22 protein-coding genes are annotated in these 22,146 nt (G+C 57.5%); 12 read left to right on the top strand and 10 right to left on the bottom strand.

Annotated features, from left to right (window positions below; translation table 11 throughout):
* Positions 1 to 33: 33 nt before the first annotated feature.
* A complete protein-coding gene (locus tag AC2FJ5_RS03845; RefSeq protein ID WP_142633331.1) occupies positions 34 to 357 on the top strand; it encodes a HesB/IscA family protein in 324 nt (107 codons plus the stop codon).
* A gap of 282 nt (positions 358 to 639) precedes the next feature.
* Positions 640 to 1,419, top strand: a complete 780-nt coding sequence (gene xth / locus AC2FJ5_RS03840; protein WP_496691102.1) for an exodeoxyribonuclease III — start codon at positions 640 to 642, stop codon at positions 1,417 to 1,419.
* Between the two features lie 4 nt (positions 1,420 to 1,423).
* Here the strand turns inward: xth and AC2FJ5_RS03835 are convergent, their stop codons facing one another.
* The gene (locus tag AC2FJ5_RS03835) at positions 1,424 to 2,575 is read right to left on the bottom strand and encodes an FAD-dependent monooxygenase (protein WP_496708541.1); all 1,152 of its coding nucleotides are present in this window, start codon (positions 2,573 to 2,575) and stop codon (positions 1,424 to 1,426) included.
* Positions 2,576 to 2,645: 70 nt separating this feature from the next.
* A complete protein-coding gene (gene dksA, locus AC2FJ5_RS03830; protein WP_142633326.1) occupies positions 2,646 to 3,068 on the bottom strand; it encodes an RNA polymerase-binding protein DksA in 423 nt (140 codons plus the stop codon).
* A gap of 373 nt (positions 3,069 to 3,441) precedes the next feature.
* On the opposite strand from dksA, the gene AC2FJ5_RS03825 reads away from it, so the two are divergent.
* The 5 genes from AC2FJ5_RS03825 (at position 3,442) to AC2FJ5_RS03805 (ending at position 7,576) form a co-directional block, all read left to right on the top strand.
* On the top strand, positions 3,442 to 4,287 hold the full coding sequence (locus AC2FJ5_RS03825; protein ID WP_271948074.1) for an AAA family ATPase: 846 nt from the start codon (positions 3,442 to 3,444) through the stop codon (positions 4,285 to 4,287).
* 115 nt (positions 4,288 to 4,402) lie between these two features.
* Positions 4,403 to 4,852 (top strand): GNAT family N-acetyltransferase, encoded by a 450-nt coding sequence (locus AC2FJ5_RS03820; protein WP_271947502.1) that lies wholly within the window; start codon positions 4,403 to 4,405, stop codon positions 4,850 to 4,852.
* Positions 4,849 to 6,201, top strand: coding sequence for a DUF2927 domain-containing protein (locus AC2FJ5_RS03815; protein WP_496792508.1), 1,353 nt, complete (start codon positions 4,849 to 4,851; stop codon positions 6,199 to 6,201). The genes AC2FJ5_RS03820 and AC2FJ5_RS03815 overlap by 4 nt, the downstream gene beginning before the upstream one ends.
* A gap of 16 nt (positions 6,202 to 6,217) precedes the next feature.
* On the top strand, positions 6,218 to 6,388 hold the full coding sequence (locus AC2FJ5_RS03810) for a hypothetical protein (protein WP_185956603.1): 171 nt from the start codon (positions 6,218 to 6,220) through the stop codon (positions 6,386 to 6,388).
* Between the two features lie 3 nt (positions 6,389 to 6,391).
* Positions 6,392 to 7,576 carry a vWA domain-containing protein gene (locus AC2FJ5_RS03805; RefSeq protein ID WP_496792507.1) on the top strand — a complete coding sequence of 395 codons (1,185 nt, stop codon included), beginning with the start codon at positions 6,392 to 6,394 and terminating at the stop codon, positions 7,574 to 7,576.
* Between the two features lie 36 nt (positions 7,577 to 7,612).
* Here the strand turns inward: AC2FJ5_RS03805 and AC2FJ5_RS03800 are convergent, their stop codons facing one another.
* Complete coding sequence (locus tag AC2FJ5_RS03800) at positions 7,613 to 9,097, bottom strand: inorganic phosphate transporter (RefSeq protein WP_496691098.1); 1,485 nt, start codon at positions 9,095 to 9,097, stop codon at positions 7,613 to 7,615.
* A 171-nt stretch (positions 9,098 to 9,268) separates the two neighbouring features.
* Here AC2FJ5_RS03800 and AC2FJ5_RS03795 point away from each other — a divergent pair, with 171 nt between their 5' ends.
* Positions 9,269 to 9,955, top strand: coding sequence for a M48 family metallopeptidase (locus AC2FJ5_RS03795; RefSeq protein ID WP_496695738.1), 687 nt, complete (start codon positions 9,269 to 9,271; stop codon positions 9,953 to 9,955).
* Between the two features lie 71 nt (positions 9,956 to 10,026).
* Here the strand turns inward: AC2FJ5_RS03795 and AC2FJ5_RS03790 are convergent, their stop codons facing one another.
* From AC2FJ5_RS03790 to AC2FJ5_RS03775, 4 genes are read right to left on the bottom strand one after another with little or no spacing between them, the layout of a single operon-like run.
* The gene (locus tag AC2FJ5_RS03790) at positions 10,027 to 10,569 is read right to left on the bottom strand and encodes an RSP_2648 family PIN domain-containing protein (protein ID WP_496700506.1); all 543 of its coding nucleotides are present in this window, start codon (positions 10,567 to 10,569) and stop codon (positions 10,027 to 10,029) included.
* Entirely contained in the window at positions 10,566 to 11,768 is a 1,203-nt protein-coding gene (locus tag AC2FJ5_RS03785; RefSeq protein WP_496792505.1) for an RSP_2647 family RNA methyltransferase, read from the bottom strand. Before AC2FJ5_RS03785 ends, AC2FJ5_RS03790 begins: the two co-directional genes overlap by 4 nt.
* Positions 11,769 to 11,806: 38 nt before the next feature.
* Positions 11,807 to 12,079: a hypothetical protein gene (locus tag AC2FJ5_RS03780; RefSeq protein WP_496792504.1), complete on the bottom strand. Its 273-nt coding sequence runs from the start codon at positions 12,077 to 12,079 to the stop codon at positions 11,807 to 11,809.
* Positions 12,066 to 14,855, bottom strand: a complete 2,790-nt coding sequence (locus AC2FJ5_RS03775; RefSeq protein WP_496792503.1) for a [protein-PII] uridylyltransferase family protein — start codon at positions 14,853 to 14,855, stop codon at positions 12,066 to 12,068. Before AC2FJ5_RS03775 ends, AC2FJ5_RS03780 begins: the two co-directional genes overlap by 14 nt.
* A 283-nt stretch (positions 14,856 to 15,138) precedes the next feature.
* On the opposite strand from AC2FJ5_RS03775, the gene AC2FJ5_RS03770 reads away from it, so the two are divergent.
* From AC2FJ5_RS03770 to AC2FJ5_RS03755, 4 genes are all read left to right on the top strand, one after another.
* On the top strand, positions 15,139 to 15,561 hold the full coding sequence (locus AC2FJ5_RS03770) for a DUF2852 domain-containing protein (protein ID WP_142633305.1): 423 nt from the start codon (positions 15,139 to 15,141) through the stop codon (positions 15,559 to 15,561).
* 63 nt (positions 15,562 to 15,624) lie between these two features.
* The gene (locus AC2FJ5_RS03765; RefSeq protein WP_142635100.1) at positions 15,625 to 16,056 is read left to right on the top strand and encodes an RDD family protein; all 432 of its coding nucleotides are present in this window, start codon (positions 15,625 to 15,627) and stop codon (positions 16,054 to 16,056) included.
* A 75-nt stretch (positions 16,057 to 16,131) separates the two neighbouring features.
* Entirely contained in the window at positions 16,132 to 16,956 is an 825-nt protein-coding gene (locus tag AC2FJ5_RS03760; RefSeq protein WP_281971951.1) for an arginyltransferase, read from the top strand.
* A 6-nt stretch (positions 16,957 to 16,962) separates the two neighbouring features.
* Positions 16,963 to 17,352: a VOC family protein gene (locus AC2FJ5_RS03755; protein WP_142633301.1), complete on the top strand. Its 390-nt coding sequence runs from the start codon at positions 16,963 to 16,965 to the stop codon at positions 17,350 to 17,352.
* A gap of 135 nt (positions 17,353 to 17,487) precedes the next feature.
* Here the strand turns inward: AC2FJ5_RS03755 and AC2FJ5_RS03750 are convergent, their stop codons facing one another.
* The 3 genes from AC2FJ5_RS03750 to AC2FJ5_RS03740 form a co-directional block, all read right to left on the bottom strand.
* On the bottom strand, positions 17,488 to 19,842 hold the full coding sequence (locus tag AC2FJ5_RS03750) for a TRAP transporter large permease (RefSeq protein WP_496700511.1): 2,355 nt from the start codon (positions 19,840 to 19,842) through the stop codon (positions 17,488 to 17,490).
* 17 nt (positions 19,843 to 19,859) lie between these two features.
* Positions 19,860 to 20,786: a TRAP transporter small permease subunit gene (locus AC2FJ5_RS03745; protein ID WP_496792501.1), complete on the bottom strand. Its 927-nt coding sequence runs from the start codon at positions 20,784 to 20,786 to the stop codon at positions 19,860 to 19,862.
* Between the two features lie 119 nt (positions 20,787 to 20,905).
* Positions 20,906 to 21,988, bottom strand: a complete 1,083-nt coding sequence (locus AC2FJ5_RS03740; RefSeq protein WP_142633295.1) for a TRAP transporter substrate-binding protein — start codon at positions 21,986 to 21,988, stop codon at positions 20,906 to 20,908.
* Between the last annotated feature and the right edge of the window lie 158 nt (positions 21,989 to 22,146).

The raw sequence follows: 22,146 nt of genomic DNA, 5'->3' as shown, positions 1-22,146 counted from the left end.
GAGTGGTTAAGAAATAAACCTTTGGAGTTTGGCATGAATCTGCCCCCGACAGTTACAGAACGCGCCTTTGACCGCCTTGCCGAGATCGGCGCGGCCGATCAGGGTCAAGCCCTGCGTGTCGCTGTCGAAGGCGGCGGGTGTTCGGGCTTTCAGTACGAAATTGCATTGGACAAACCCAAAGACGACGATTTGGTTCTTGAGGGTAAGGGGCAGAAAGTCATTGTCGACGCAATCTCACTGCCGTTTCTTGAAAATGCGGTGATTGATTTCACGCAAGAACTGATCGGCGCACGCTTTGTTATCGAAAACCCAAACGCCACCTCCTCCTGCGGCTGCGGCACTTCGTTTTCAATGTGATCACCCGTGGGGGTTTCACCCCCACACCCCCAAGGTATTTCTAGCCAGATGAAGCAGGGATCCGCTCTCCGATTTCTAGACCGGAGAGCTTCACCTGGCGCGGTCATCGGCGCCTCCGCCTGTACCGCCAGCTGATTTTCGGAGATTCTGGTTAACGGTCCGTTTCTTCATCTGGCCAAAAATACCTCGGAGCGCGAGGCAGCGCCTCGCAAACCTGTTCTCCGCCTTGCCGTTGGGCCCGTTCTGGGCGATAGGTTGCCAAGGACTGTCGGAGGGTCGCGCATGAAAATCGCCACATTCAACATCAACGGCATCAAGGCGCGGGCCGAAGCATTGCCGCGTTGGCTGGATGATGCCCAGCCCGATGTTGTGCTGCTGCAAGAGATCAAGTCTGTCGACGATAACTTCCCCAGAGAGATCTTTGAGGCGCGCGGGTACAACGTGGAAACGCACGGTCAGAAAAGCTTTAACGGCGTTGCCATTCTGTCAAAGCTACCGCTCGAGGACGTCTCGCGGGGTTTGCCCGGTGATGATGAGGATGAACAGGCCCGCTGGATCGAGGCCACGGTCGTCGGCAAACAGGCGCTGCGTATCTGCGGGCTTTATCTGCCGAACGGCAACCCCGCCCCAGGGCCGAAATATGAGTATAAACTCGCCTGGATGGAACGGCTCTATCATCGCGCCCGCGATCTGATGAACGGTGAAGAGCCCGCGCTGATGGCAGGTGATTACAACATCATTCCCCAGGCCGAAGACGCAGCGCGTCCCGATGCCTGGCGCGAGGATGCATTGTTTCGCCCTGAAAGCCGGGCCGCATTTCGGAAAATTCTGAATCTCGGCTTCACCGAGGCCTTTCGCGCTGGCACGCAAGGTCCGGAACATTATTCATTCTGGGATTATCAAGCGGGTGCGTGGAACCGAAATGACGGGATTCGTATTGATCATTTCCTTCTGACCCCTCAGGCCGCTGACCTGTTGCGCGATTGCAAAATCGATTCCGAAATTCGGGGGCACGAAAAACCGTCAGATCATGTTCCGGTTTGGATAGATCTAGATCTGTAATCGGCTAAGCCGTGGCATCGAACTCATAGATCCAATCATATTTTCGGCCCAACCGCGATCCAACTGCCATCAACGCCAGTTGCGCCCCGACACGCATAGGGCCACGTAGATGGAAGTTGCGCGCGTTGGCTCCAGCGGCAGCGACCACCCGAGTTGCCCGCTGGCGACGGGTCGCTTCATAGGAGGCCAGTGCTTGCGAAACGCCGGATTGTTCTTCGAAAGACCGCCCCAGAGCCCAGGCATCTTCTAGTGCAAGGCAAGCACCTTGGGCCATGAAAGGCAGCGTCGGATGAGCTGCGTCGCCCAAAAGCGCCACACGCCCATTCTGCCAGCATTCAGCAACAGGGCGCAGGAACAATGCCCAGATATTCGGGTCCTGAACCTCTTGCAAAATCTCTTTGACCAAGCCGCCAAAACCTGCAAATCGCGCCTTCAGCTCTTCGGGGTCACCGCGCAGACGCCAGCCTTCTTCCTGCCAGTCAGACCTCTCTTCGATTGCCACGATGTTCATCAGGGTCTGATCGCGCAAAGGATACGTCACTACATGCCGTCCCGGCCCCATGGTTAGCACAGCGCAAGGGTTCTTGTTGCGTCGGTCCCATGGAATCGTCGCGCGCCAGGCAACCTGATGTGTGAATTTCGGTGTTTCCCTGCTAGTCAGGTCAGCACGAATTGCACTTTGGCCGCCGTCCGCGGCGACTGCACAATCAACCCGAAATCTCGCCCCCGTATCGAGGATAATTTCGGCCTCGGACGGGTGCTTTCGCACCCGTTCCACACGCGCACCAAGGTGAAACTCTACCCCTTTTTGAACCGCCGCTTTGTAGAGAAGATCAAGCAGGTCAGCGCGATGGTAATAATAGGTAGGCCCGGCAGAGGGTGGCACGATTTTGCAGACCAGCCGCCCTGCCCGGTAATCACGAAGGACCGTTCCATGGGACAAAAGCCCAGCCTCGGGCGTGTCCGCAACAACCTTCAGCGCACGCAGCACAGCCATCCCGTTGGCGCTGATCTGAAGGCCCGCGCCAACCTCGGTCAATTCTGGTGCCTGCTCAAACACGGTCACCACGGCGCCGCGCTGTCGCAGGGTCAAAGCAGCCGCGAGGCCGCCAATGCCACCTCCGACTATGCCGAATTTCGATCCGCTGATGTTCATGTCACCGGCTTAACGCAAAAACGCCGGAGCAAAAGGCCCCGGCGTCTATGTTATCAGATTTTCCCAGCGATCAATCGTCGCGGTGGACCTTTTCGCGACGCTCATGCCGTTCCTGCGCCTCAAGCGTCATGGTCGCGATTGGGCGCGCATCCAAACGTTTCAGCGAAATCGGATCACCGGTCATCTCGCAATAGCCGTACTCGCCTTCATCAATCCGGCGCATGGCAGAATCGATCTTGGCAACCAGCTTGCGCTGACGATCGCGGGTGCGCAGTTCCAGCGCGCGATCGGTTTCTTCGCTTGCGCGGTCAGCGACATCCGGAATGTTACGGGTATTGTCCTGCAGCCCTTCGATCGTATCGCGGCTGCCAGCCATTAGTTCGTTTTTCCAATCCAGCAGCTTGCGACGAAAATACTCTAGCTGCCTGTCATTCATAAATGGTTCGTCTTCAGCTGGACGGTAATCTTCAGGCAGAAAAACTTCCTGCTTCATTTTTGCTCCCTCGGTGTGGCCTGCAACGCCGGTCACTCTCTCATTACCTGACATGCGGCAATCCCCTTCTGCGGAGCGTTTATCTGACAGCGCAGTAATTGTCACTATGCAAACGTCGCCCCGGCGCCGCGCCATTGCGCTTGATCTAAATACGTCCAACCAAACAACAAAACCTTGTTTTTCTGTGAAAATTAACTGACCATTTCAGGGCAACTCCAAAAAGACGGCACCGGATGTTAGCGCACGAATCAACCAAAAGCATTGTAGTTACTCGGCAATTTCCCTTCATGCGACGCAGCGACCTAGCTTGTCAAAATTTCTGCTGCGCGGTAACCCCAAGGGCGCATTTCGCGCGACACTTGATGAGGGGCCAATGACCGCACGTTTCCAAGGAACAGCCGAATACGTCGCCACAGACGATCTGACCATTGCGGTAAATGCCGCCGTGACGCTGGAACGTCCCTTGCTGGTCAAAGGTGAGCCGGGAACTGGCAAGACCGAGTTGGCCAAGCAGGTGGCCGGAGCGTTGGGGCTGCGGATGATCGAGTGGAACGTGAAATCCACCACCCGCGCGCAGCAGGGACTGTATGAATACGATGCCGTCAGTCGTCTGCGCGACAGCCAGTTGGGTGAAGAGCGCGTGCACGACGTGTCGAACTATATCCGCAAGGGTAAATTGTGGCAGGCCTTTGAAACCGATGAAAAGGTCGTGTTGTTGATCGACGAGATCGACAAGGCCGATATCGAGTTTCCGAACGATCTGCTGCAAGAGCTCGATAAGATGGAGTTTCACGTCTACGAGACCAGCGAAACGATCCGCGCCAAGAACCGTCCGATCGTCATCATCACATCGAACAATGAAAAGGAACTGCCCGACGCCTTCCTGCGCCGGTGTTTCTTTCACTATATCCGGTTCCCTGATGAGGCCACGATGCGCCGCATCGTCGAGGTCCATCATCCCGGCATCAAAGATGCGCTTTTGACAACGGCTCTGACCCAGTTCTATGAGATTCGCGAAACTCAGGGCCTGAAGAAAAAGCCATCAACCTCAGAGGTGCTGGACTGGCTCAAGCTGCTGCTGGCCGAGGACCTGACCGCCGAAGACCTCAAGCGCGATGGCGCCAATGCCCTGCCCAAACTGCACGGTGCGCTGCTTAAGAATGAACAGGACGTGCACCTGTTCGAACGCCTGGCATTCATGGCCCGCAACAAACGCTGAGCCGGTAAACCCTCGGTGATCGCCGCTTGCCTTAGCAAGTCTCGGATGCAAGCATTGGTCTCAGGTTGCCCGGCTTGTCCGGGCAATTTACCATCAGACCCAACGGGACTCAGCAATGCCAGAAACAGTAACAATTCGAGCCTTGCATCCGACTGATCGCGAGGACTGGGCGGATATGTGGCGGGACTATCTGGCGTTTTATGAAACGACGGTTCCGGATTCCGTCTATGACAGCACTTTCTCGCGACTGCTGGGCGATGATCCGAACGATTTTTCTTGTTTCGTCGCGCAGGCCGACGGAGGGCTTGTGGGTTTGACCCACTTTCTGTTCCACCGCCATGCCTGGAAGGAAGAAAGCGTGTGCTACTTGCAGGACCTATTCGCCCGCCCCGAGGCGCGCGGCATGGGGGTCGGTCGCGCTTTGATTCAGGCCGTTTACGAAGAAGCGGACCGGCAAGGTGCTCCGTCTGTCTATTGGCTGACTCAGGATTTCAACCATACCGCGCGAAAGCTCTATGACAGGATCGGCAAACAGACACCTTTCATCAAGTATCAGCGCCCATGACGCGATGGGTCGCAATCTTGATCAGTTTTGTCCTGACCGCATGTGCCACGATTGAGCCTGCCGAAAGCCCACCCGAGATTGTGGACGTCGAACCACCCCTGCCCCCTGCCAAGTCCTTTACGCGTGCATATCCCTCGCCTCCGGCGCGGTCGAATGAGAACATGGCAGCGGATTTCATCTCTCTGCATTTCGCACTGGAAGGGGGTACGGAACTGCCTGTTTTTACGCGGTTCGAAACCCCGATCACGGTGCGGTTGACCGGGGCTGCGACGCCCTCGCTTCAAAAGGATCTGGGCCGCCTGCTGACCCGTCTGCGCACCGAGGCCGGGATAGACATCAAACAGATCAAGGACGGTCAGGCCAACATCACGATCGCGGCGGTCAGTCAAAAAGAGATTCAGGCCATCCTGCCTCAGGCTGCATGTTTCGTGGTACCCAATGCCTCAAGCCTTGAGGAGTACCGCCGGGATCGGTTCAAACAGAAAAGCAGCTGGACCAAACTGAGCAGCCGTCAGCGACTGGGCATCTTCATTCCCGCCGATGCAAGTCCGCAGGAAAAACGTGACTGCCTGCACGAAGAGATCGCACAGGCGCTTGGCCCGCTGAATGACCTGTATCGCCTTCCTGACTCGGTATTCAACGATGACAATATCCACACGGTCCTGACCGGGTTCGACATGTTGATCCTGAAGGCCGCATATTCATCCCAACTGCACAGCGGTATGACACGTGAACAGGTCGAAACGGCCATACCCGAAATTCTCTCGCGTCTGAATCCGCGCGGTGATGCGGTGCCGGTACAGCCCATGTCGGAAACTCCACGAGCCTGGATTTCAGCAATTCAGAAATCCTTGCAATCCAATCGCAGCCAGCAATCGCGCATGAGGCAGGCCCGCAAGGCAGCCCGAATTGGCAAGGAACAAGGTTGGACCGATCACCGGCGCGCTTACCCTCATTACCTGATGGGCCGAATGGAACAGTTCGATGATCCGCATGAAGCATTGCGCCAATATGATATTGCCCTGCAGTTTCTGCGCGCTACACCGGGCACCGAATTGCATCAATCCTACATCACGACCCAACTGGGCGCCTTTGCGCTTTCGCAGGGCAATGGGCCAGAGTTCCTGCCCGAAATCGACGACGCTATTAACGTGATGACACGGGCCGAGAACGCCTCGCAGCTTGCAACGTTGTTGTTGCTGAAAGCCGAGGTCCTGAATGAAATAGGCCGTTCCGCAGAGGCACGTTCCGTCAGGCTGGACAGTCTGAGATGGGCACGATACGGCTTTGGCTCGGATGTAGTGGCCCGGTCGCTTATGCAGGACGTCGCAGAAGGACCAGTCAATTAACGGGGGCGATTAACGCATGATAGTGGTTCTGGGACTGGCGGTGCTGGGTGCGCTCCTTGGGGCGCTGACCGCGCGCAAACGCAACGGCAGCGGCGCCGATATCGCGCAATATGCAGCCGGATATGGAATCGCCTTTGCGCTGGTCGGGCTTATCCTGTCCTTGGTTCTGGTTCGCTTTGTGGTGTAGCCCATGTTTGTTCCCTTTTTCGAAAACCTTCGCAAAGCCGGTATCCCCGTATCCCTGCGGGAATATCTGACCTTTCTGGAGGGTATGAAAAAGGGGCTGGCAACCTATGATGTCGAGGCGTTCTATTACCTCGCCCGCGTGTCGATGGTGAAGGACGAACGCAATATCGACAAGTTCGACCGCGCTTTTGCCGCCAGCTTTGAAGGGCTGGAACAGATCGGGTTCGAACAGGTCCTCGAAGCTGTCGACATCCCTGCCGAATGGCTGGCGAAGATGGCGGAAAAGCACCTCAGCGAAGAGGAAAAAGCCGAGATCGAGTCCCTTGGCGGGTTTGACAAGCTGATGGAGACGCTGAAAGAGCGGCTCAAGGATCAACAAGGCCGCCATCAAGGTGGCAACAAGTGGATCGGTACGGCTGGAACGTCGCCCTTCGGAGCCTACGGGTACAACCCGGAAGGTGTGCGGATCGGCCAGAAGGAAAGCCGCCATCAGCGTGCGGTCAAGGTTTGGGACAAGCGCGAATTCAAGAACCTGGACGACACGGTCGAGCTGGGCACGCGCAACATCAAGGTCGCGCTAAAGCGACTGCGCCGCTGGGCCCGCGAGGGTGCGGCGGAAGAGCTTGATCTGGACGGCACCATCCGCGCAACAGCTGAGCATGGATATCTAGACGTCAAAACCCGGCCCGAACGGCACAATGCCGTCAAGGTTCTGTTGTTTCTGGACGTCGGAGGCTCAATGGACCCACATATCAAAGTGGTGGAAGAGCTGTTCTCGGCCGCAAGAACCGAATTCAAGCATCTGGAATATTACTACTTCCACAACTGCCTGTACGAAGGTGTCTGGCGTGACAACATCCGCCGCTGGGACCAGCAGACGCCGACCCATGAGGTGTTGCGCACCTATGGTCCCGATTACAAATGCATCTTCGTCGGTGACGCCTCGATGAGCCCTTATGAGGTCGCCTATCCCGGCGGTGCCAATGAACATTGGAACCAGGAGGCTGGCCAGATCTGGCTGCAGCGGGCACGCGACCAATGGGCATCGAACCTGTGGATTAACCCAGTGCCTGAGAAGTATTGGGAATATACCCACTCAATCGAAATGATCCGCGAGATTTTTCAGGATCGGATGGTGCCGATGACTCTGGCCGGGCTGGAAAAAGGAATGCGCGAGCTGACGCGATAACGCCAGCCCGCGGATCAGGTTCTGCCAAGGCCGGGATTACCCGGCGATGGCCTGAATGCCCAGAAACAGAACACCCGACAACACAGCCGCCGCGGGCACGGTAATAATCCAGGCTGCTATGATCGTCATAAAGTGCGAGCGGCGCACCAGCTTGCGCCGGCGGCGTTCTTCCGGTGCCAGAACCGTCCGCTCAGGCACTGTAATGCGGGCTTTACGCAGCCGTCTTTCAGCATCCCATTCCCGGAAGAAGCCGACACCAAAGACGGCACCCACTGCAATATGGGTCGAGCTTACGGGAAGACCCAGCCAACTGGCCACGATAACGGTGATGGCTGCGGACAGCGCAACGCAATAGGCACGCATCGGGTTAAGTTTGGTTATTTGGCTGCCAACCATTCGGATCAGTTTTGGCCCAAACAGGAACAGGCCAAACGAAATGCCAAAGGCGCCGATGATCATGACCCAATAGGGAATACTGATCGCCTGGGTGAAATCACCCGAGGCAGAGGCTTGCACGATGGCTGCCAAAGGCCCAACGGCATTGGCCACATCATTGGCCCCATGTGCAAAGCTCAGCAATGCGGCGGATACGATCAGAGGGATGCCGAACAATACTTTGAGGGATTTATTGCGGTTCTCCAGACCTTCGGATTGACGCCGAATAACCGGAATCATCACGGCCCAGACCAGCCCACCACAGGCGGCCCCGATCAACAAAGCCGTGCCGAGGTCGATCTTGACGATCTTCTTGAGCCCCTTCAGCGCCAGATAGCTGGCAAAAGCCGCCGCCATGATACCAACCAGCATCGGCACCCATTTCCGGGCCGCTGCGATCTTGTCGTCCTGATAGATAATCCGGGACTTGATGAACCAGAGAAATCCTGCGGCGACCAGACCGCCAAGCATAGGCGAGATAACCCAGCTGGCCGCGATCTTGCTCATCGTCCCCCAGCTCACTGCGCCAAAACCGGCTGCGGCGATCCCCGCCCCCATGACGCCTCCGACAACCGAGTGGGTCGTGGACACAGGCGCTCCGACCCAGGTCGCCAGGTTGACCCAAAGCGCTGAAGACAACAAAGCCGCCATCATCGCCCAGATGAATACAGTCTGCGTTCCCATGCTTTCAGGAGCGATAATGCCCTTGGCGATCGTGGAAACAACGTCACCTCCAGCGATCAGCGCGCCGGCACTTTCGAATATGGCAGCAATCGCGATGGCGCCCCCCATGGTCAACGCATTGGCCCCGACCGCCGGTCCCATATTGTTGGCAACATCATTGGCCCCGATATTCAGCGCCATATAAGCCCCAAACATTGCCGCAAGCACTACGATCAGCGTGTTGTTGCCTTGTCCGAACAGGAAGGCTGCCACAAGACCTGCGACAACGATAAAAGAAAGCGCGATGCCAGACCCGACAAATGGGCGACCCACCTGGGAGGTTGCCACTTCTAGCCGAGAAAAGCGTCTAAGGTCGCGGTCAAGCGTTTCCAGGTGACGGGCTTCGTGGTCATTGTTGGACATTGTGTATTCTCCGACGAGTTCCCGTGCGGATAAGGCGGCAGGCGGCGTTTTTCAACAGTTAGAATCCGAAAGAACCCAGTTTCCACTGCGTCATGGCAGCTAGGAGACCTTTCAGGCCCACGGAAACGCTGATGCCTTGCCCTTGTGTCTGCTTATCCCCATATCAGAACCATGCTCCGAATTACTCCGATTCTTCTGGCGGTTCTGTATGCCGTGGTGATGTACCGGATCTCGGTCTGGCGCACCCATCGCGAGCTTGACCTGAAATCGACCGAACTGGCCGATCCCGCCCTCAAGCGTATGACTGACCGGCTGGCGGCGGCGCTGGGGATCGAGAGGGTTCCGGTCTATATATATGAAATCGACCCGGTGAACGGGCTTGCGGCTCCGGATGGACGAATATTCATCACACGCGGGTTTTATCGCAAGTTCCTCAATGGCGAGGTTTCCGCCGAAGAGATGGCGAGCGTCATCGCACATGAACTGGGGCATGTGGCCTTGGGTCATGCACGGCGACGGATGATTGATTTTTCTGGACAGAATGCGTTGCGGACAGCCTTGATGCTGCTTCTGAGCCGGTTCGTCCCATTCATCGGTGCGATGATTGCAAACGCGCTGACTGCGCTTTTGGCGTCGCGCCTGTCACGTGGGGATGAATATGAAGCAGATGAATATGCCGCCGCCCTGCTAACCAAAGCCGGGATCGGCATCGGCCCGCAAAAGTCTCTGTTTCACAAGCTTGAGGATTTGACGCAGCAACGTGCAGGCGTTGTACCCGCCTGGTTGATGAGCCATCCCAAAACGGATGAGCGGATTGCGGCGCTGGAAGTGCTTGAGCAGCGTTGGGCGCGTGGCTGAGGCTCGGCGGCGAGAGGCCAGCCTCTCGCGCTCTCCGAGGTAATTTTAGCCAGATGAAGCAGGGATCCCACTTAGCTGGCGAGCGCTTTGCCCAGACGCGGCAGGCGGGCTTTTTTCATCAATCCACGCAAAGTCCATGTATCGCCTGACAGACGGTTTGCTTCGGCCAGTACCTGCTGTGCAAGCTGGTCCAGCCCTTGCGGGTCGTTATACCAGAAACCATACAGCAGACTGTCAGGGTCACGCCGCTCAAGCCCTTCTTCTGCAAGAATATTTCTGGGGAAATCCTTGGCGTTGACCGTGACGATGATATCCGCTGACGCGGCTACTGCAGTGGCCAAAACGTGGATATCTGCCGCGTCCGGCAGCCAGAGCCGAGCCTGCAGACCATCATTGGCTGGGCGTTCTGCCTTGGGCCATTTGACCTGCGTCAGGGCAATCTCGGCACGGGCCTGCGCCTCGCCCTCGGGGCCCAGCTTGCGTGCGGCGCGGGCCCATTCCTCGAGGATGCGCGCCGACCATATAGGGGTGAAATGACCTAGTCGGGCGGTGCCCAACAGCATCTCACGCATCACCGTTGGATAGATGACGCAGGTATCGAGTACAGCCTTCATAATCGGTAGAACACGGCCTTGAGGTAACCGCTTTCAGCCAGCTGCGGCAGTTGCGGGTGATCGGGCCCGGCAAAGCCCGTATGGATCAGTTGGGCTGAGCGCCCGGCGCGCCCGATACCACGGGATGAGGCGTCGCGGAAGCGGCCCAGATCAGCAGCGTGCGAGCAAGAGCATAAGCCCAGATATCCGCCCGGCTTGACCAATGTGGCGGCCAATCGCGCAATGCGTTCATAGGCCCGCAGCCCTGCATCCAGCGCCTGCCTTGATGGTGCAAAGGCGGGAGGATCACAGATAACGACGTCAAATTTAGCGCCTTCGTCGTTCAACTGAGCCAACACATCAAAGGCATCGCCTTGGCGCGTGTCGAATTGATCGGCAAAGCCAGAAGCCTCGGCCCCTTTTGCGGCCAACTCCAATGCCGCGGCCGACCCATCGACCGACAGCGCCTGTCCGGCGCCACCCGCCAGCATTGCCAACCCGAAGCCTCCGACATGGCTGAAGACATCCAGTACCTGTGCCTTGGGTTGAACCAGCTGCGCAGCAAAGGCGTGATTGGGGCGTTGGTCATAGAACAGGCCGGTTTTCTGACCGCCCGCCAAATCCGCCATATAGGTTGCACCGTTCATCAACACGGGCAAAGGCGCATCTGGGACAGTGCCGCGCAAGGTCAGGTTGACATCATCCAACCCTTCCAGCCCGCGTGTCCGGCCCGAGGCGTTTTTCAGCACGGTCGTCACGCCGGTCACAGCGACCAGCGCGTCGGTCAACATGTCGAGATACGCCTCGGCCCAGGCGGCGTTTGGCTGGATCACACAGGCCTCACCGAACCGGTCGATGATGACACCCGGAAAGCCATCCGCCTCGGCATGGATCAGGCGGTAAAAGGGCGAGTCAAACAGGCGTTCGCGCATATCAAGCGCGCGGCGCAGACGGGTTTCGAACCAATCAGCCGTCAGCTCGGCGTCAGGATCGCGGTCCAGAACACGGCACATGATTTTCGATTCAGGATTGACCGCCACCAACGCGATCGGCGCGCGATTTTCATCCTCGAGCAAGGCCAGCGCGCCAGCAGGGATTTTGCGCGTGCGACGGTCGGTGACAATGTCATTGGCATAGACCCACGGGAAGCCATGGCGCAGGCCGCGCGCATTGGCTTTGGGTTTCAGGCGGATACGGGGACGGACTGCAGTTTGGGTCATGGCGACCTCATAGTCGCGAACACGCCGAGGGGAAAGCCCTAGCGGTTGCGAGACCGCCAACCACCGCGCCGTTTCGGCGCCTGAGTAGATTGCAACCCTTCGGTCAGCACCTGTGTCATTGGGTGATCGACCTCATCTTTGGCATAGATGGCGTGCAGGTCAGACAGGGCTTGCCTCTGATCACGCCCCTCCGGAAGGCTTAACGCCCAGTCCAGAAAGATACTGCGACATTCGGGCAATGTGATGCCATCGATGCGATAGGCCTCGCGGATCAGGCCTTTGTGATCGTTCGGATCGTCATTGCGCGGCATCTTTATCCTCCTGAATCACGCGGCCGATAATTTCGGCGGCGATATCGTAGCTTTCCTGCAACGCGGCCTGCAACTGTTCTACCTGCTCATACCCGGTGGCCCGACACAGGAAGGCGGAACCCCCCTCTCCGATTTTATCGGCCTCGATAACCTTACCTGACAACAGCCGAGCTGCGCATTGCACTGACCAGCATAGATCGTAGCAATCCTTCAACGTTTGCGCCTGAGCGACATCCAAAAGCGCGGCTGCGACTGCACCGTCCAACCCGGCATGTACTTCGCGCTTTGCAACACCGGACAGTAAAGCGCCTGTTTCGGCCATCAGCTCTATGTCCATCATGCGCCCGGCCCCATTCTTGGCATCCCAAATACCGGCAGGGGTTTTCGCGGCTGCCAGACGCGCACGCATTTCGGCAACTTCGCGCAAAACCTGCGCCTGATCGCGGGAGCGCGAAACAAGCTCTGTTCGAAAGCCCTCGATATCGTCGGCCAGAGAGGGCTCACCGGCGACGGGATTTGCGCGCGTCAGGGCTAGGTGTTCCCACACCCATGCCTCATTCTGCTGATAGTTCGTGAAGCTGGCCCAACTGGTCGCCACCGGCCCCTGATTGCCCGAGGGGCGCAGCCGCATGTCGACCTCATAAAGTCGCCCCTGCGACATTGGGGCCGACAGCGCCGTGATCAGTGCCTGCGTGAACCGGGCATAGTAGGTCCGCGTGGCAAGAGGCCGTGGGCCCTCGGACATGTCCTGATCCAGCGGGTCGTAGATCACGATCATATCAAGGTCAGATTGCGAGTTGATCCGCCCTGCCCCCAGGGATCCCATGCCCAACACAGCGGCACCGCGACCAGGTGCGGGCCCGTGTTTGTTGGTGAACTGGTCCACAACACATGGCAGGATCGCAGCGATCACCGCGCTTGCAAGTTCGGCATATTGCTGCCCCGCCTGCACGCCGTCGATCAACCCGCGCAGATGGTGAACGCCGATCCGGAAATGCCATTCCTTGCACCAGCGCCGCGCCAGATCAAGCTGGCTTTCGTAGTCCTGCTCCTGCGAGAGTTCTCGCTCCAATTCGCCCTGCAGCACCGTCCGGCCCGGCCAGTCGTCAAAGAAGCTGCCGCCAATCACCGCATCAAAGACCGAGGCGTTGTGCGACAAATGCGCGGCCAATGCATGCGACGTGCCTACTATATCGACAAGCAGGTCGATAAGCTGCGGGTTGGCCTCGAACAGAGAAAACAGCTGCACGCCCGCAGGCAACCCGCGAAGGAACCCGTCCAGTGCCAGCAGCGCCTCATCCGGTTGGGCGGTTTTGGCAAGACGCGTCAGCAGCTCTGGTTTCAGCCGTTCGAAAATTCGCGCCCCGCGCTGAGAACGCAGTGATGGGTAGGTCGTCCAGCGCGCCAATATGCTTTCGTCAAATTCAACTTCTGGCAAAGGTGCACGGGCTGTCGGGCCGGGGGCGAAAAAACCTTCGGTCAACTCATGAACCTCGGTCAGCCGCCGTTTCAGATCCGCAGTCAGATCGGCGCTATCAATCCCCATCAGGCATGCAATCCGCTCAATCCCGTCCGAGGATTGCGGAATCTTATGGGTCTGCGCATCATGGATCATCTGAATGCGGTGTTCGACTTCGCGATGCGCGCGGTAGTGATCGGTAAGCTTTTCAGCCACGTCCTCGGGCACCCACCCTTTGCCGGCCAAAGCCGCCAAACCCGGAACAGTACCACACACGCGCAGGTCCGTATCGCGACCCCCGGCAATCAACTGTCGGGTCTGAGTGAAGAATTCGATCTCACGTATCCCGCCTTGCCCTAGTTTCATATCATGACCCGGAATGGTCAGCGCACCGCCTGTCCCTTTGTTTTCGCGGATACGCAAGCGCATGTCATGGGCATCCTGAATAGCCGCGAAATCCAGATGCCTTCGCCAGATGAAGGGGCGGAGCGTATCCAGGAAACGCTGCCCCGCAGCGATATCGCCAGCGCAGGGACGCGCTTTGATATATGCGGCGCGCTCCCAAGTGCGGCCCAGACTTTCATAGTACCGTTCGGCAGCTTCCGCGGCCAGACAAACTGGCGTCACCGCAGGGTCAGGCCGCAGCCTTAGATCGGTGCGAAATACATATCCATCCGCTGTCTTGTCACTGAGTGTGGCGCAGAAATTCCGTGTCGCCCGGACCATCCCTTGCCGCGCTTCATAGAAATCGTCCGGATCATAGCGCGTTTCGTCAAACAAAACGATCAGGTCGATATCAGAGCTGTAGTTCAACTCATGCGCACCCATCTTGCCCATGGCCAATATGATCATTCCCGCGGCAGAGGCGACATCATCTTCGGTCATCCCCGGCAATTTACCTCGCCGGATCAAGGTTGCAATCTCGGCCTTGGCGGCAACATCCGCTACCATGGCCCCGAAATCGGTTAGTGCCCCTGTAACTTTTTCCAACGGCCACGCCCCTGCCAGATCCGCCAGGGCGGTCAACAGCGCCAAACGCCTCTTGGCCTGCCTCAGCCCCGGCCTGAGTTGATCCGAAGGCAAGGTCCTTGCGGTTTCCATAATGGATGCAAGCATCGCGTCCGGTTGCGCCAAAGCTTGCGGTAGCCAGTCGGCTTCCAGATCAATCAGGCCTTTGAGATAGGGGCTGGAGCCCGCAGCCCCTGCGATCAGTTCCCCCTGCTCAGGTGTAATGCCGCCCACTGCATCGCGCGCTTCGGAACCAAGTGAAGGATCAAAGGCGCGCGGTACACGGTTGACGGCAAGAAGTCCTGTCATTTCATCTCCGATGGCGTGGTTTTTAGTATTTCTGTGACCAAATTTCTAACCCGACATTGCAACAATTAGGCGCTTAACTCAAAACAGCGCCGCAGCAGACAACCCAGTCAATGATTGAAAGAAACCGTGGTGCGTTAGACTGAAATTGCGCTTGTTCAGATGTCAGGTCAACCATCCGAAATTCAGAAATGTAAATCATTTTCACATTGACCTCTTGTAACTGGGTTTGGTGCCCCCATCTATTCAATGTGAAAACAATTTACATCTAACCCGGAGAGCACCAATGACCGCATTGACAGAACACGCCGTCCCTGAAAACCCGGGATGGCTCAGCCGCGCAGAGGCCTGGCTTGACGATAAAGGCAAAGGGGCCTGGATCGCTGCCATGGTCCTTGGCTTTATCTTTTTCTGGCCCGTCGGCCTGGCCCTTCTGGCCTACATGATCTGGAGCAAACGTATGTTCAACAAATCCTGCAGCCGTCGCAAATCCTGGCACAGCCACATGAGCGCAATGAAACCCTCGGGCAACAGCGCATTCGACGCCTACAAGTCCGACACTCTGGCTCGGCTGGAGCGTGAGCAACAGGAATTCGAAGCGTTCCTGCATCGCCTGCGCGAAGCGAAAGACAAGGCCGAATTCGACCAGTTCATGGATGAGCGCGTCCGCGAGAACCGCGAAAGCGATGAAACCGGCGATAACGCCTGATCGACCTTGCCCTGTTCCGACAATCGGGACAGGGTATTTGAAACATCTACCGGAATGACCCGTATGCACTCCTTGCCAGACCCGAACCGACAGCCCGAGTTTTACCAGTCCGTCACGACCAAACGGTTCCTGGCCTGGCTGTTCGATATCGCCTTTATTTCGCTGCTTTGTACCGTCGCCATCGTCCTGACCCTCGGGCTAGGCGTACTGATACTCGCCCTGATTTATGCGGTGGTCAGTTTTGTCTATCGCGTCGTCACAATCGCCAACGGCTCGGCCACTCTGGGTATGCGTTTCATGGGGGTCGAACTGCGCGACGCTTTTGGTGAACGAATGGACACAGGTAAAGCGGTCGCACACACAGCCGGTTATTTTGTCAGCATGGCATTTCCGGTGCTGCAAATCATTTCAGTCATCATGATGCTGACCGGCGCGCGCGGCCAGGGCCTGACCGACACCCTTCTCGGCACGGTTATGATTAACCGTCGCGCTTAAAAGACTGTCGCGTGAATCACTTGGCGGCTCCGGGAACGGTTGTTATCATCCCGTTTCAGGAACCATAGGACATTCATGCGACACACGCTGCCAATCGCGCCGCAATTCTACGTTACGGCCCCTCAGCCTTGCCCTTATCTTGAGGGCAAGATGGAGCGTAAGCTGTTTACAGCGCTGCAGGGCGAAGGCGCGAATCAACTGAATGACTCCCTTTCCCAGCAAGGGTTTCGACGGTCTCAGAACGTCCTATACCGCCCTTCCTGCACTGATTGCGCCGCGTGTTTGTCCGCGCGGATTGACGTTTCGGCCTTTCAACCCAGCAAAAGCCAGAAGCGCGCGGTCAGGCGGAACTCATATTTGCGACGCCGGGCGAATTCCCCATGGGCTACCGACGAACAGTATGACCTGTTCCGCACCTATCTTGACACCCGACATGCGGATGGCGGCATGGCGGATATGGACGTCTTCGAATTTGCAGCCATGATCGAAGAGACCCCCATACGCAGCCGAGTGGTCGAATATTCAGACCCGGAATCCGGTAATCTGATCGCTGTCAGTTTGACCGATGTCTTGGATGACGGGCTGAGCATGGTCTATTCATTCTATAGCCCGGATCAGCCCCAGAATTCACTGGGCACGTACATGATCCTGGATCACATCGACATCGCACGCGAGGCGGGTCTGCCCTATATTTATCTTGGCTACTGGGTGCCTGGCAGCCCGAAAATGGGATACAAATCCCGCTTTGCAGGGCTGGAAGTGTACAGTCAGGGCGAATGGAAACGGGTCAAGGATCCCTGTGACATTGCACATGACGGCCACCACCCGCTGTCCACCGCCCCCATCGCCGAACAGGTTGCCAGCATCCAACTGCCTGATCGTCACCCGACCAAAGGCTGAAACCTGATGCGACAAAGCCTCCACGCCGTTACGCTTGTCGTGCCGGATTACGATGATGCCATCGCCTTTTTCACGCATACACTCAGCTTTTCCCTGACGCAGGACATCGACTTGGGCGCTGGAAAAAGATGGGTCCGCGTAAGCCCACCCGGATCCACCGGGGGCTCACTTCTACTCGCCAGGGCCGCCGATGCAGATCAGAGAACCGCAATCGGCAACCAGACAGGTGGTCGGGTCGGCTTCTTTCTGGAAACAGACAATTTCGACCGCGACTATAAGGCCATGCTGGCCAAAGGCGTCCATTTCGAAGAAGCCCCGCGCCATGAACCCTATGGAACCGTAGCAGTCTGGCAGGACCCGTTCGGGAACAGATGGGATCTGATCCAATTCACCTGATCCGCATCTTCATCTGGCCAAAAATACCTCGGGGTTGAAATGACCGCAGGCCAAGAAGGGGCTGGCCCCTTCTACCTACAAACAAAGCAAAGGGGGCCAGCTGGCCCCCTTTTCATTTGAACACCTGATCTTTGATCAATTCGGGATCAGATCCGGCACGATGGTCACAATCGCAGGGAAGAACCAAAGGATTCCGATACCTACCACCTGGATCAGCACAAACGGTACAATCCCACGATAGATGTGGCCGGTGGTCACTTCTTTCGGCGCGACCCCGCGCAGATAGAACAGCGCAAATCCAAAAGGTGGTGTCAGGAACGAGGTCTGCAGGTTCACCGCCACCATGATCGTCACCCATTTCGGATCAAAAGACCCGCCGTAGATTACCGGGCCTACAATCGGGATCACGATGTAGATGATTTCCAGGAAATCCAGTACGAACCCAAGGAAGAACAGCACCAGCATCACGATCAGGAAGACTGTGAATTCATTGTCAAAGCTCTTGAGGAACTGCTGGATATAGTGCTCACCGCCAAACGAGATCACCACAAGGTTCAGCAACTGAGACCCGATCAAGATGGTAAACACCATTGAGGTCACCTTGGCGGTCTCCCGCACCACCGGGGTCAGCACGCCGCTGGAATACAGAACCCAGCAGCCGAACAGCAAACCGAACAGGGCATACAGATAGGCCGCATAGGCTATGATGAAGGCAATCCAGGTTTCGGCCGAGGCGCTGCTCTGATTGATGCGCAGATCAAAATTGACCCCCATCAACAGGGCAATGACCACGGCGAAGGTGGCCCAAATGATGACCTTGCCAGACCGCTCCTGATCTTGCAGCTTTCGATAGGCCGCCAGCATGATCGCACCACCCGCGCCCAGTGCCGCCGCCGGGGTCGGGTTGGTCACCCCACCCAGGATCGACCCCAGCACCGCGATGATCAGAACCAGCGGAGGAAAGACCACCCGGATCAGATCATTGGTGGCACAGCGCGCCGCAGCCTCTTTGCAGCCATAGATGGCCAAGGCAAAGGGCAACGCCAGCATCACAAAGGTCAAACCTGACGACGTTGTTGGCGACACGAACAGAATATCGACAAGCAACATCAGGATCAGACCAATGGCCCCAAGGATCAGCGGCTGCGGCGACCGAGACGGCGCGATGCCCCGACCCATCACAATGGTCAGACCCAGCAACAGAACCATCACCGCAACACCCGTTCCAATCGGAGCGGCGTTGGCAATCTTCTCCTGCTGCGCGGTGGCAAGCTCTTCCTCGGTCAGACGAGTTGATTCTGCGGCACCACCTGCGTCATCAATGGCCGTTTGCTCGGCCACGGCCTGATCCCAAGCGGATTGACCATGCAGCTCGATCATCGAGGCTTTGCAGGTTTCGGAAACGTTGGTCCGCAGGGATGCGCCCTGCCCGATATCGGAGAAGGCCGAGACCGAGACGTTCTGGCTGCCGATAACCCCCAGATTGCCCAGCAGAACTGTACCCACGATCAGCGCGACAGGCGCACCCAGCAACCAGGTGAAACCTTCTGAACGGGTAATGGGCTCTCCGCTGCCGCCGGTCATGGGCACCGCAGGCGCCTTATGCGGGTTGAGCAGCGCATAGCCAAAGGCATAAAGCGCATATAGCAGCGCCAACATGATCCCTGGCAGCAAAGCGGCCTGGAACAATGTACCGACCGAGACAACCGCAGGCTCACCCAGATAGGTCAGTGCGTCCGTGCATCCTGCGTCAACCGCGCGGGTCTCTTGAGCCGTCGAATACAAGTCACCGGCCAGCGTTCCCAGCAGAACAATCACGATCGAGGGCGGGATGATCTGCCCCAGCGTACCTGAAGCCGCAATGACACCCGTCGCCAATTCAGGCGAATAGTTGTTGCGCAGCATGGTTGGCAGCGCCAGCAAGCCCATGGTTACAACGGTCGCGCCCACGATCCCGGTTGAGGCCGCAAGAAACGCCCCCACGACCACAATCGAAACGGCCAGACCACCCGGCAACGGTCCAAAGACGCGCGCCATTGTGGTCAGCAGATCATTGGCGATCTTCGACCGTTCAAGCGTGATGCCCATCAGCACGAACATCAAAACCGCCAGAAGGGTTTCAATGGACTGACCGGCCAGAACACGCTCGTTCATGCGGTTCACGATGAACGACACGTTGCGGTCCAGAGCGGTTTCCCAGCCCGAGACAAAAACAGGCTCGGCAATCCTTGGTAAGTCCGGGAAGCGGAACACTGATATGGTATCGGGTTTAACCCCCGTGCTGACCAGATCCTGATACGCCGCAGAGCCGGTGTCGATCGCCTGGTGAATCAGCAAACCTGCGCTGTCCAATGCGGCGATGATGCCGAATGAGATCACTCCTGCCCCGCCGATGGCGAAGGCCACCGGAAAACCGGATAGAATACCTCCGAAGAGGCAGAAAAATACGATAATGAGGCCTATCTCGACGCCATCAAGTCCGAATAGCATTGTCTGGTTCTCCGTCCCTAATGCGCGCCTTCGTAGGCTTCTTCACCCTCGCCAAGGCTGTCCTTGTCGAGGTATTTTCCAACACTTTCCGGGCCTTCCACATATTCCAGATACGAGCGGTACAGGAATGCAATCGCGTGCAAGAACACCATCGCTGCGAAGGCGATAAGTAGGATCTTGAACAGGAAATAGCCGTTGAATCCGTTGGGGCTGAACCCGATGGTTTCCACGTTCCAGCGCAGCGCGCGGGACTTGGCCACCAGCCGGTCCAAAGTATCACTGGCCGAGGGCTTCGGCACGATCAGATGCCGCCACATGAAGTACCAGCCATACATCCAGGTCAGCACCGCCATCGGCATCATGAACAGTATGGCACCACACATGTCGACCACACGTTTGGCGCCGTGGCTGATGCCAGCATAGATCAGGTCAACGCGGACATGGCCGCCCTGTACAAAGGTGTAGGTGCAGCACAGGCACACGACCATGGCGTTATACAGTTTCAGCTCTTCCGCGAACCAGCTGATATCCATCTGAAACGGGATACCCAGCCCAAAGGACATATCCGGGCGGGTAAAGACCCGCTGCATGAACACGATGATGATCTGCTGAACCACCATCAAGAGGCCTGCCCAGGCGAAGAAACGCCCCGTCGTGTTGGCAAAGCCTTCAAGCCCGCGCACCATCGCCCACATGAAGTTGCGGTAGTAAAGACCGATGGCCGTCAACACCAGAAACAGCGTGAAAACCACAAAGAAGAACTCGACCGACCCGCCGTAATAGACAAAGCGCATGACTGCTTCTTTGTCCGACCAGTCCAGCCAGAGTTGCGGATGCGTGATGGCGTATCCGAAATTAATGAAGGCTTCGGCAATGCTCTGAATGAACCATATCAGTCCATTCCACAGGGCGCCGAAGAACGAGATACCGTTTTCGTCCTGCATGTTGTCCCCAGGTCGCGTCAGTTGCACATTTGAGAGTTACAGTTTGTCCGACCGTCAGATGCGCAACGGGAAAGGCTCCCCCGACATGCGGGGGAACCGATTTCAAAGATCGAAGTGACTTAGCCGCGAACGCGGTCGCGCTGCGAGGTGTAGACACCCGAAGACAGATTGTTCCAGGCCGAAGACGCGGCCATGGATTCCATCGCGCTGTCGTGGATGCGCTTGAACAGCTCGTCGCCCATGTTCTCGTCCAGGACTTCCTGGCTTGCGGCACCAAACGCGTCCCAAACGCTGTCCGGGAACTCCATGACCTTGACGCCACCTGCCTGCAGACGCTGCAGCGCCGCGCCGTTGTTGGCCAGGAATTGCGCCAGGTTCCACTGATGGCATTCACCTGCGGCGATCTCGATGATCTTCTGCTGCGAGGCAGACAGGCTGTCATAGACCTCGCGGTTGGTTGCCAGCGAAAGACCCGCACCCGGCTCATGGAAGCCCGCGGTGTAGTATGTCTTGGTGATTTCCTGGAAACCGGCTTTTTCGTCAGCCCACGGACCGATCCACTCGGTTCCGTCGATCGCGCCGGACGACAGCGCCTGATACACTTCGGAGCCCGGAATGTTCTGTACGGATGCGCCCAGTTTACCCAGAGCTTTACCGCCCAGCCCCGGCATGCGGAACTTCAGGCCGTTGAAATCTTCGGGGCTGTTGATCTCTTTCGAGTACCAGCCACCCGCCTGCGCACCGGTGTTACCAGCCAGGAAGGATTTCAGGCCAAAGATTTCGCCCAGCTCGTCATGCAGTTCCATACCACCGGCATGGTAGTACCAGTTCACCAGTTCCTGGGCGGTCATACCAAACGGAACAGCGGTAAAGAATGCATAGCCCGGATGCTGACCCACAAAATAATAGTCTGCCGCGTGGTACATATCGGCCTGACCGGATGATACCGCGTCAAACACTTCGAACGCGCCAACCAGCTCACCGGCTGCTTTGATCTCAACGTTCAGGTTGCCGTCCGACATGGTGGTGATGCTGTCGGCGCAACGCTGCGCGCTGTCGAACACACCTGCAAGGCCACGGCCCCAGGATGTGACCATGGTCAGCGTGCGCTTGCCCTGTGCATAGGCCGGTGCCGCCAGCGTGGTCGCTGCAGCAGCCGAGCCGCCCAGTGCGGATGTTTTCAGAAATGAACGACGGTCCATATGAGTGATCCTCCCCTTCATAATCATGACCCGGATTGTCCGGGTCTGTCGTATTCAACAGCGGCAAGACTAGTCACAAGGAAGTGAAAGGGAATACCTACTACTGCGTAGAAACGCGGCTTTCTGCGCGAATTGCACAGGCAATAACGGTCCAATCA

Source organism: Ruegeria sp. CDSA221 (genome assembly GCF_059611825.1).
Note: the sequence above shows the minus strand (reverse complement) of the source record. Positions and strands in the feature narration are given on the sequence as shown.

Coding starts and splice junctions, on each gene's coding strand:
- AC2FJ5_RS03820 (WP_271947502.1), top strand. CDS start 4,403: ATGCCAGAAACAGTAACAATTCGAGCCTTGCATCCGACTGATCGCGAG.
- AC2FJ5_RS03815 (WP_496792508.1), top strand. CDS start 4,849: ATGACGCGATGGGTCGCAATCTTGATCAGTTTTGTCCTGACCGCATGT.
- AC2FJ5_RS03750 (WP_496700511.1), bottom strand. CDS start 19,842: ATGCTATTCGGACTTGATGGCGTCGAGATAGGCCTCATTATCGTATTT.
- AC2FJ5_RS03835 (WP_496708541.1), bottom strand. CDS start 2,575: ATGAACATCAGCGGATCGAAATTCGGCATAGTCGGAGGTGGCATTGGC.
- AC2FJ5_RS03775 (WP_496792503.1), bottom strand. CDS start 14,855: ATGACAGGACTTCTTGCCGTCAACCGTGTACCGCGCGCCTTTGATCCT.
- AC2FJ5_RS03770 (WP_142633305.1), top strand. CDS start 15,139: ATGACCGCATTGACAGAACACGCCGTCCCTGAAAACCCGGGATGGCTC.
- AC2FJ5_RS03760 (WP_281971951.1), top strand. CDS start 16,132: ATGCGACACACGCTGCCAATCGCGCCGCAATTCTACGTTACGGCCCCT.
- AC2FJ5_RS03810 (WP_185956603.1), top strand. CDS start 6,218: ATGATAGTGGTTCTGGGACTGGCGGTGCTGGGTGCGCTCCTTGGGGCG.
- AC2FJ5_RS03800 (WP_496691098.1), bottom strand. CDS start 9,097: ATGTCCAACAATGACCACGAAGCCCGTCACCTGGAAACGCTTGACCGC.
- AC2FJ5_RS03805 (WP_496792507.1), top strand. CDS start 6,392: ATGTTTGTTCCCTTTTTCGAAAACCTTCGCAAAGCCGGTATCCCCGTA.
- AC2FJ5_RS03785 (WP_496792505.1), bottom strand. CDS start 11,768: ATGACCCAAACTGCAGTCCGTCCCCGTATCCGCCTGAAACCCAAAGCC.
- AC2FJ5_RS03845 (WP_142633331.1), top strand. CDS start 34: ATGAATCTGCCCCCGACAGTTACAGAACGCGCCTTTGACCGCCTTGCC.
- AC2FJ5_RS03740 (WP_142633295.1), bottom strand. CDS start 21,988: ATGGACCGTCGTTCATTTCTGAAAACATCCGCACTGGGCGGCTCGGCT.
- AC2FJ5_RS03780 (WP_496792504.1), bottom strand. CDS start 12,079: ATGCCGCGCAATGACGATCCGAACGATCACAAAGGCCTGATCCGCGAG.
- AC2FJ5_RS03765 (WP_142635100.1), top strand. CDS start 15,625: ATGCACTCCTTGCCAGACCCGAACCGACAGCCCGAGTTTTACCAGTCC.
- AC2FJ5_RS03755 (WP_142633301.1), top strand. CDS start 16,963: ATGCGACAAAGCCTCCACGCCGTTACGCTTGTCGTGCCGGATTACGAT.
- AC2FJ5_RS03825 (WP_271948074.1), top strand. CDS start 3,442: ATGACCGCACGTTTCCAAGGAACAGCCGAATACGTCGCCACAGACGAT.
- AC2FJ5_RS03790 (WP_496700506.1), bottom strand. CDS start 10,569: ATGAAGGCTGTACTCGATACCTGCGTCATCTATCCAACGGTGATGCGT.
- xth (WP_496691102.1), top strand. CDS start 640: ATGAAAATCGCCACATTCAACATCAACGGCATCAAGGCGCGGGCCGAA.
- AC2FJ5_RS03795 (WP_496695738.1), top strand. CDS start 9,269: ATGCTCCGAATTACTCCGATTCTTCTGGCGGTTCTGTATGCCGTGGTG.
- AC2FJ5_RS03745 (WP_496792501.1), bottom strand. CDS start 20,786: ATGCAGGACGAAAACGGTATCTCGTTCTTCGGCGCCCTGTGGAATGGA.
- dksA (WP_142633326.1), bottom strand. CDS start 3,068: ATGAAGCAGGAAGTTTTTCTGCCTGAAGATTACCGTCCAGCTGAAGAC.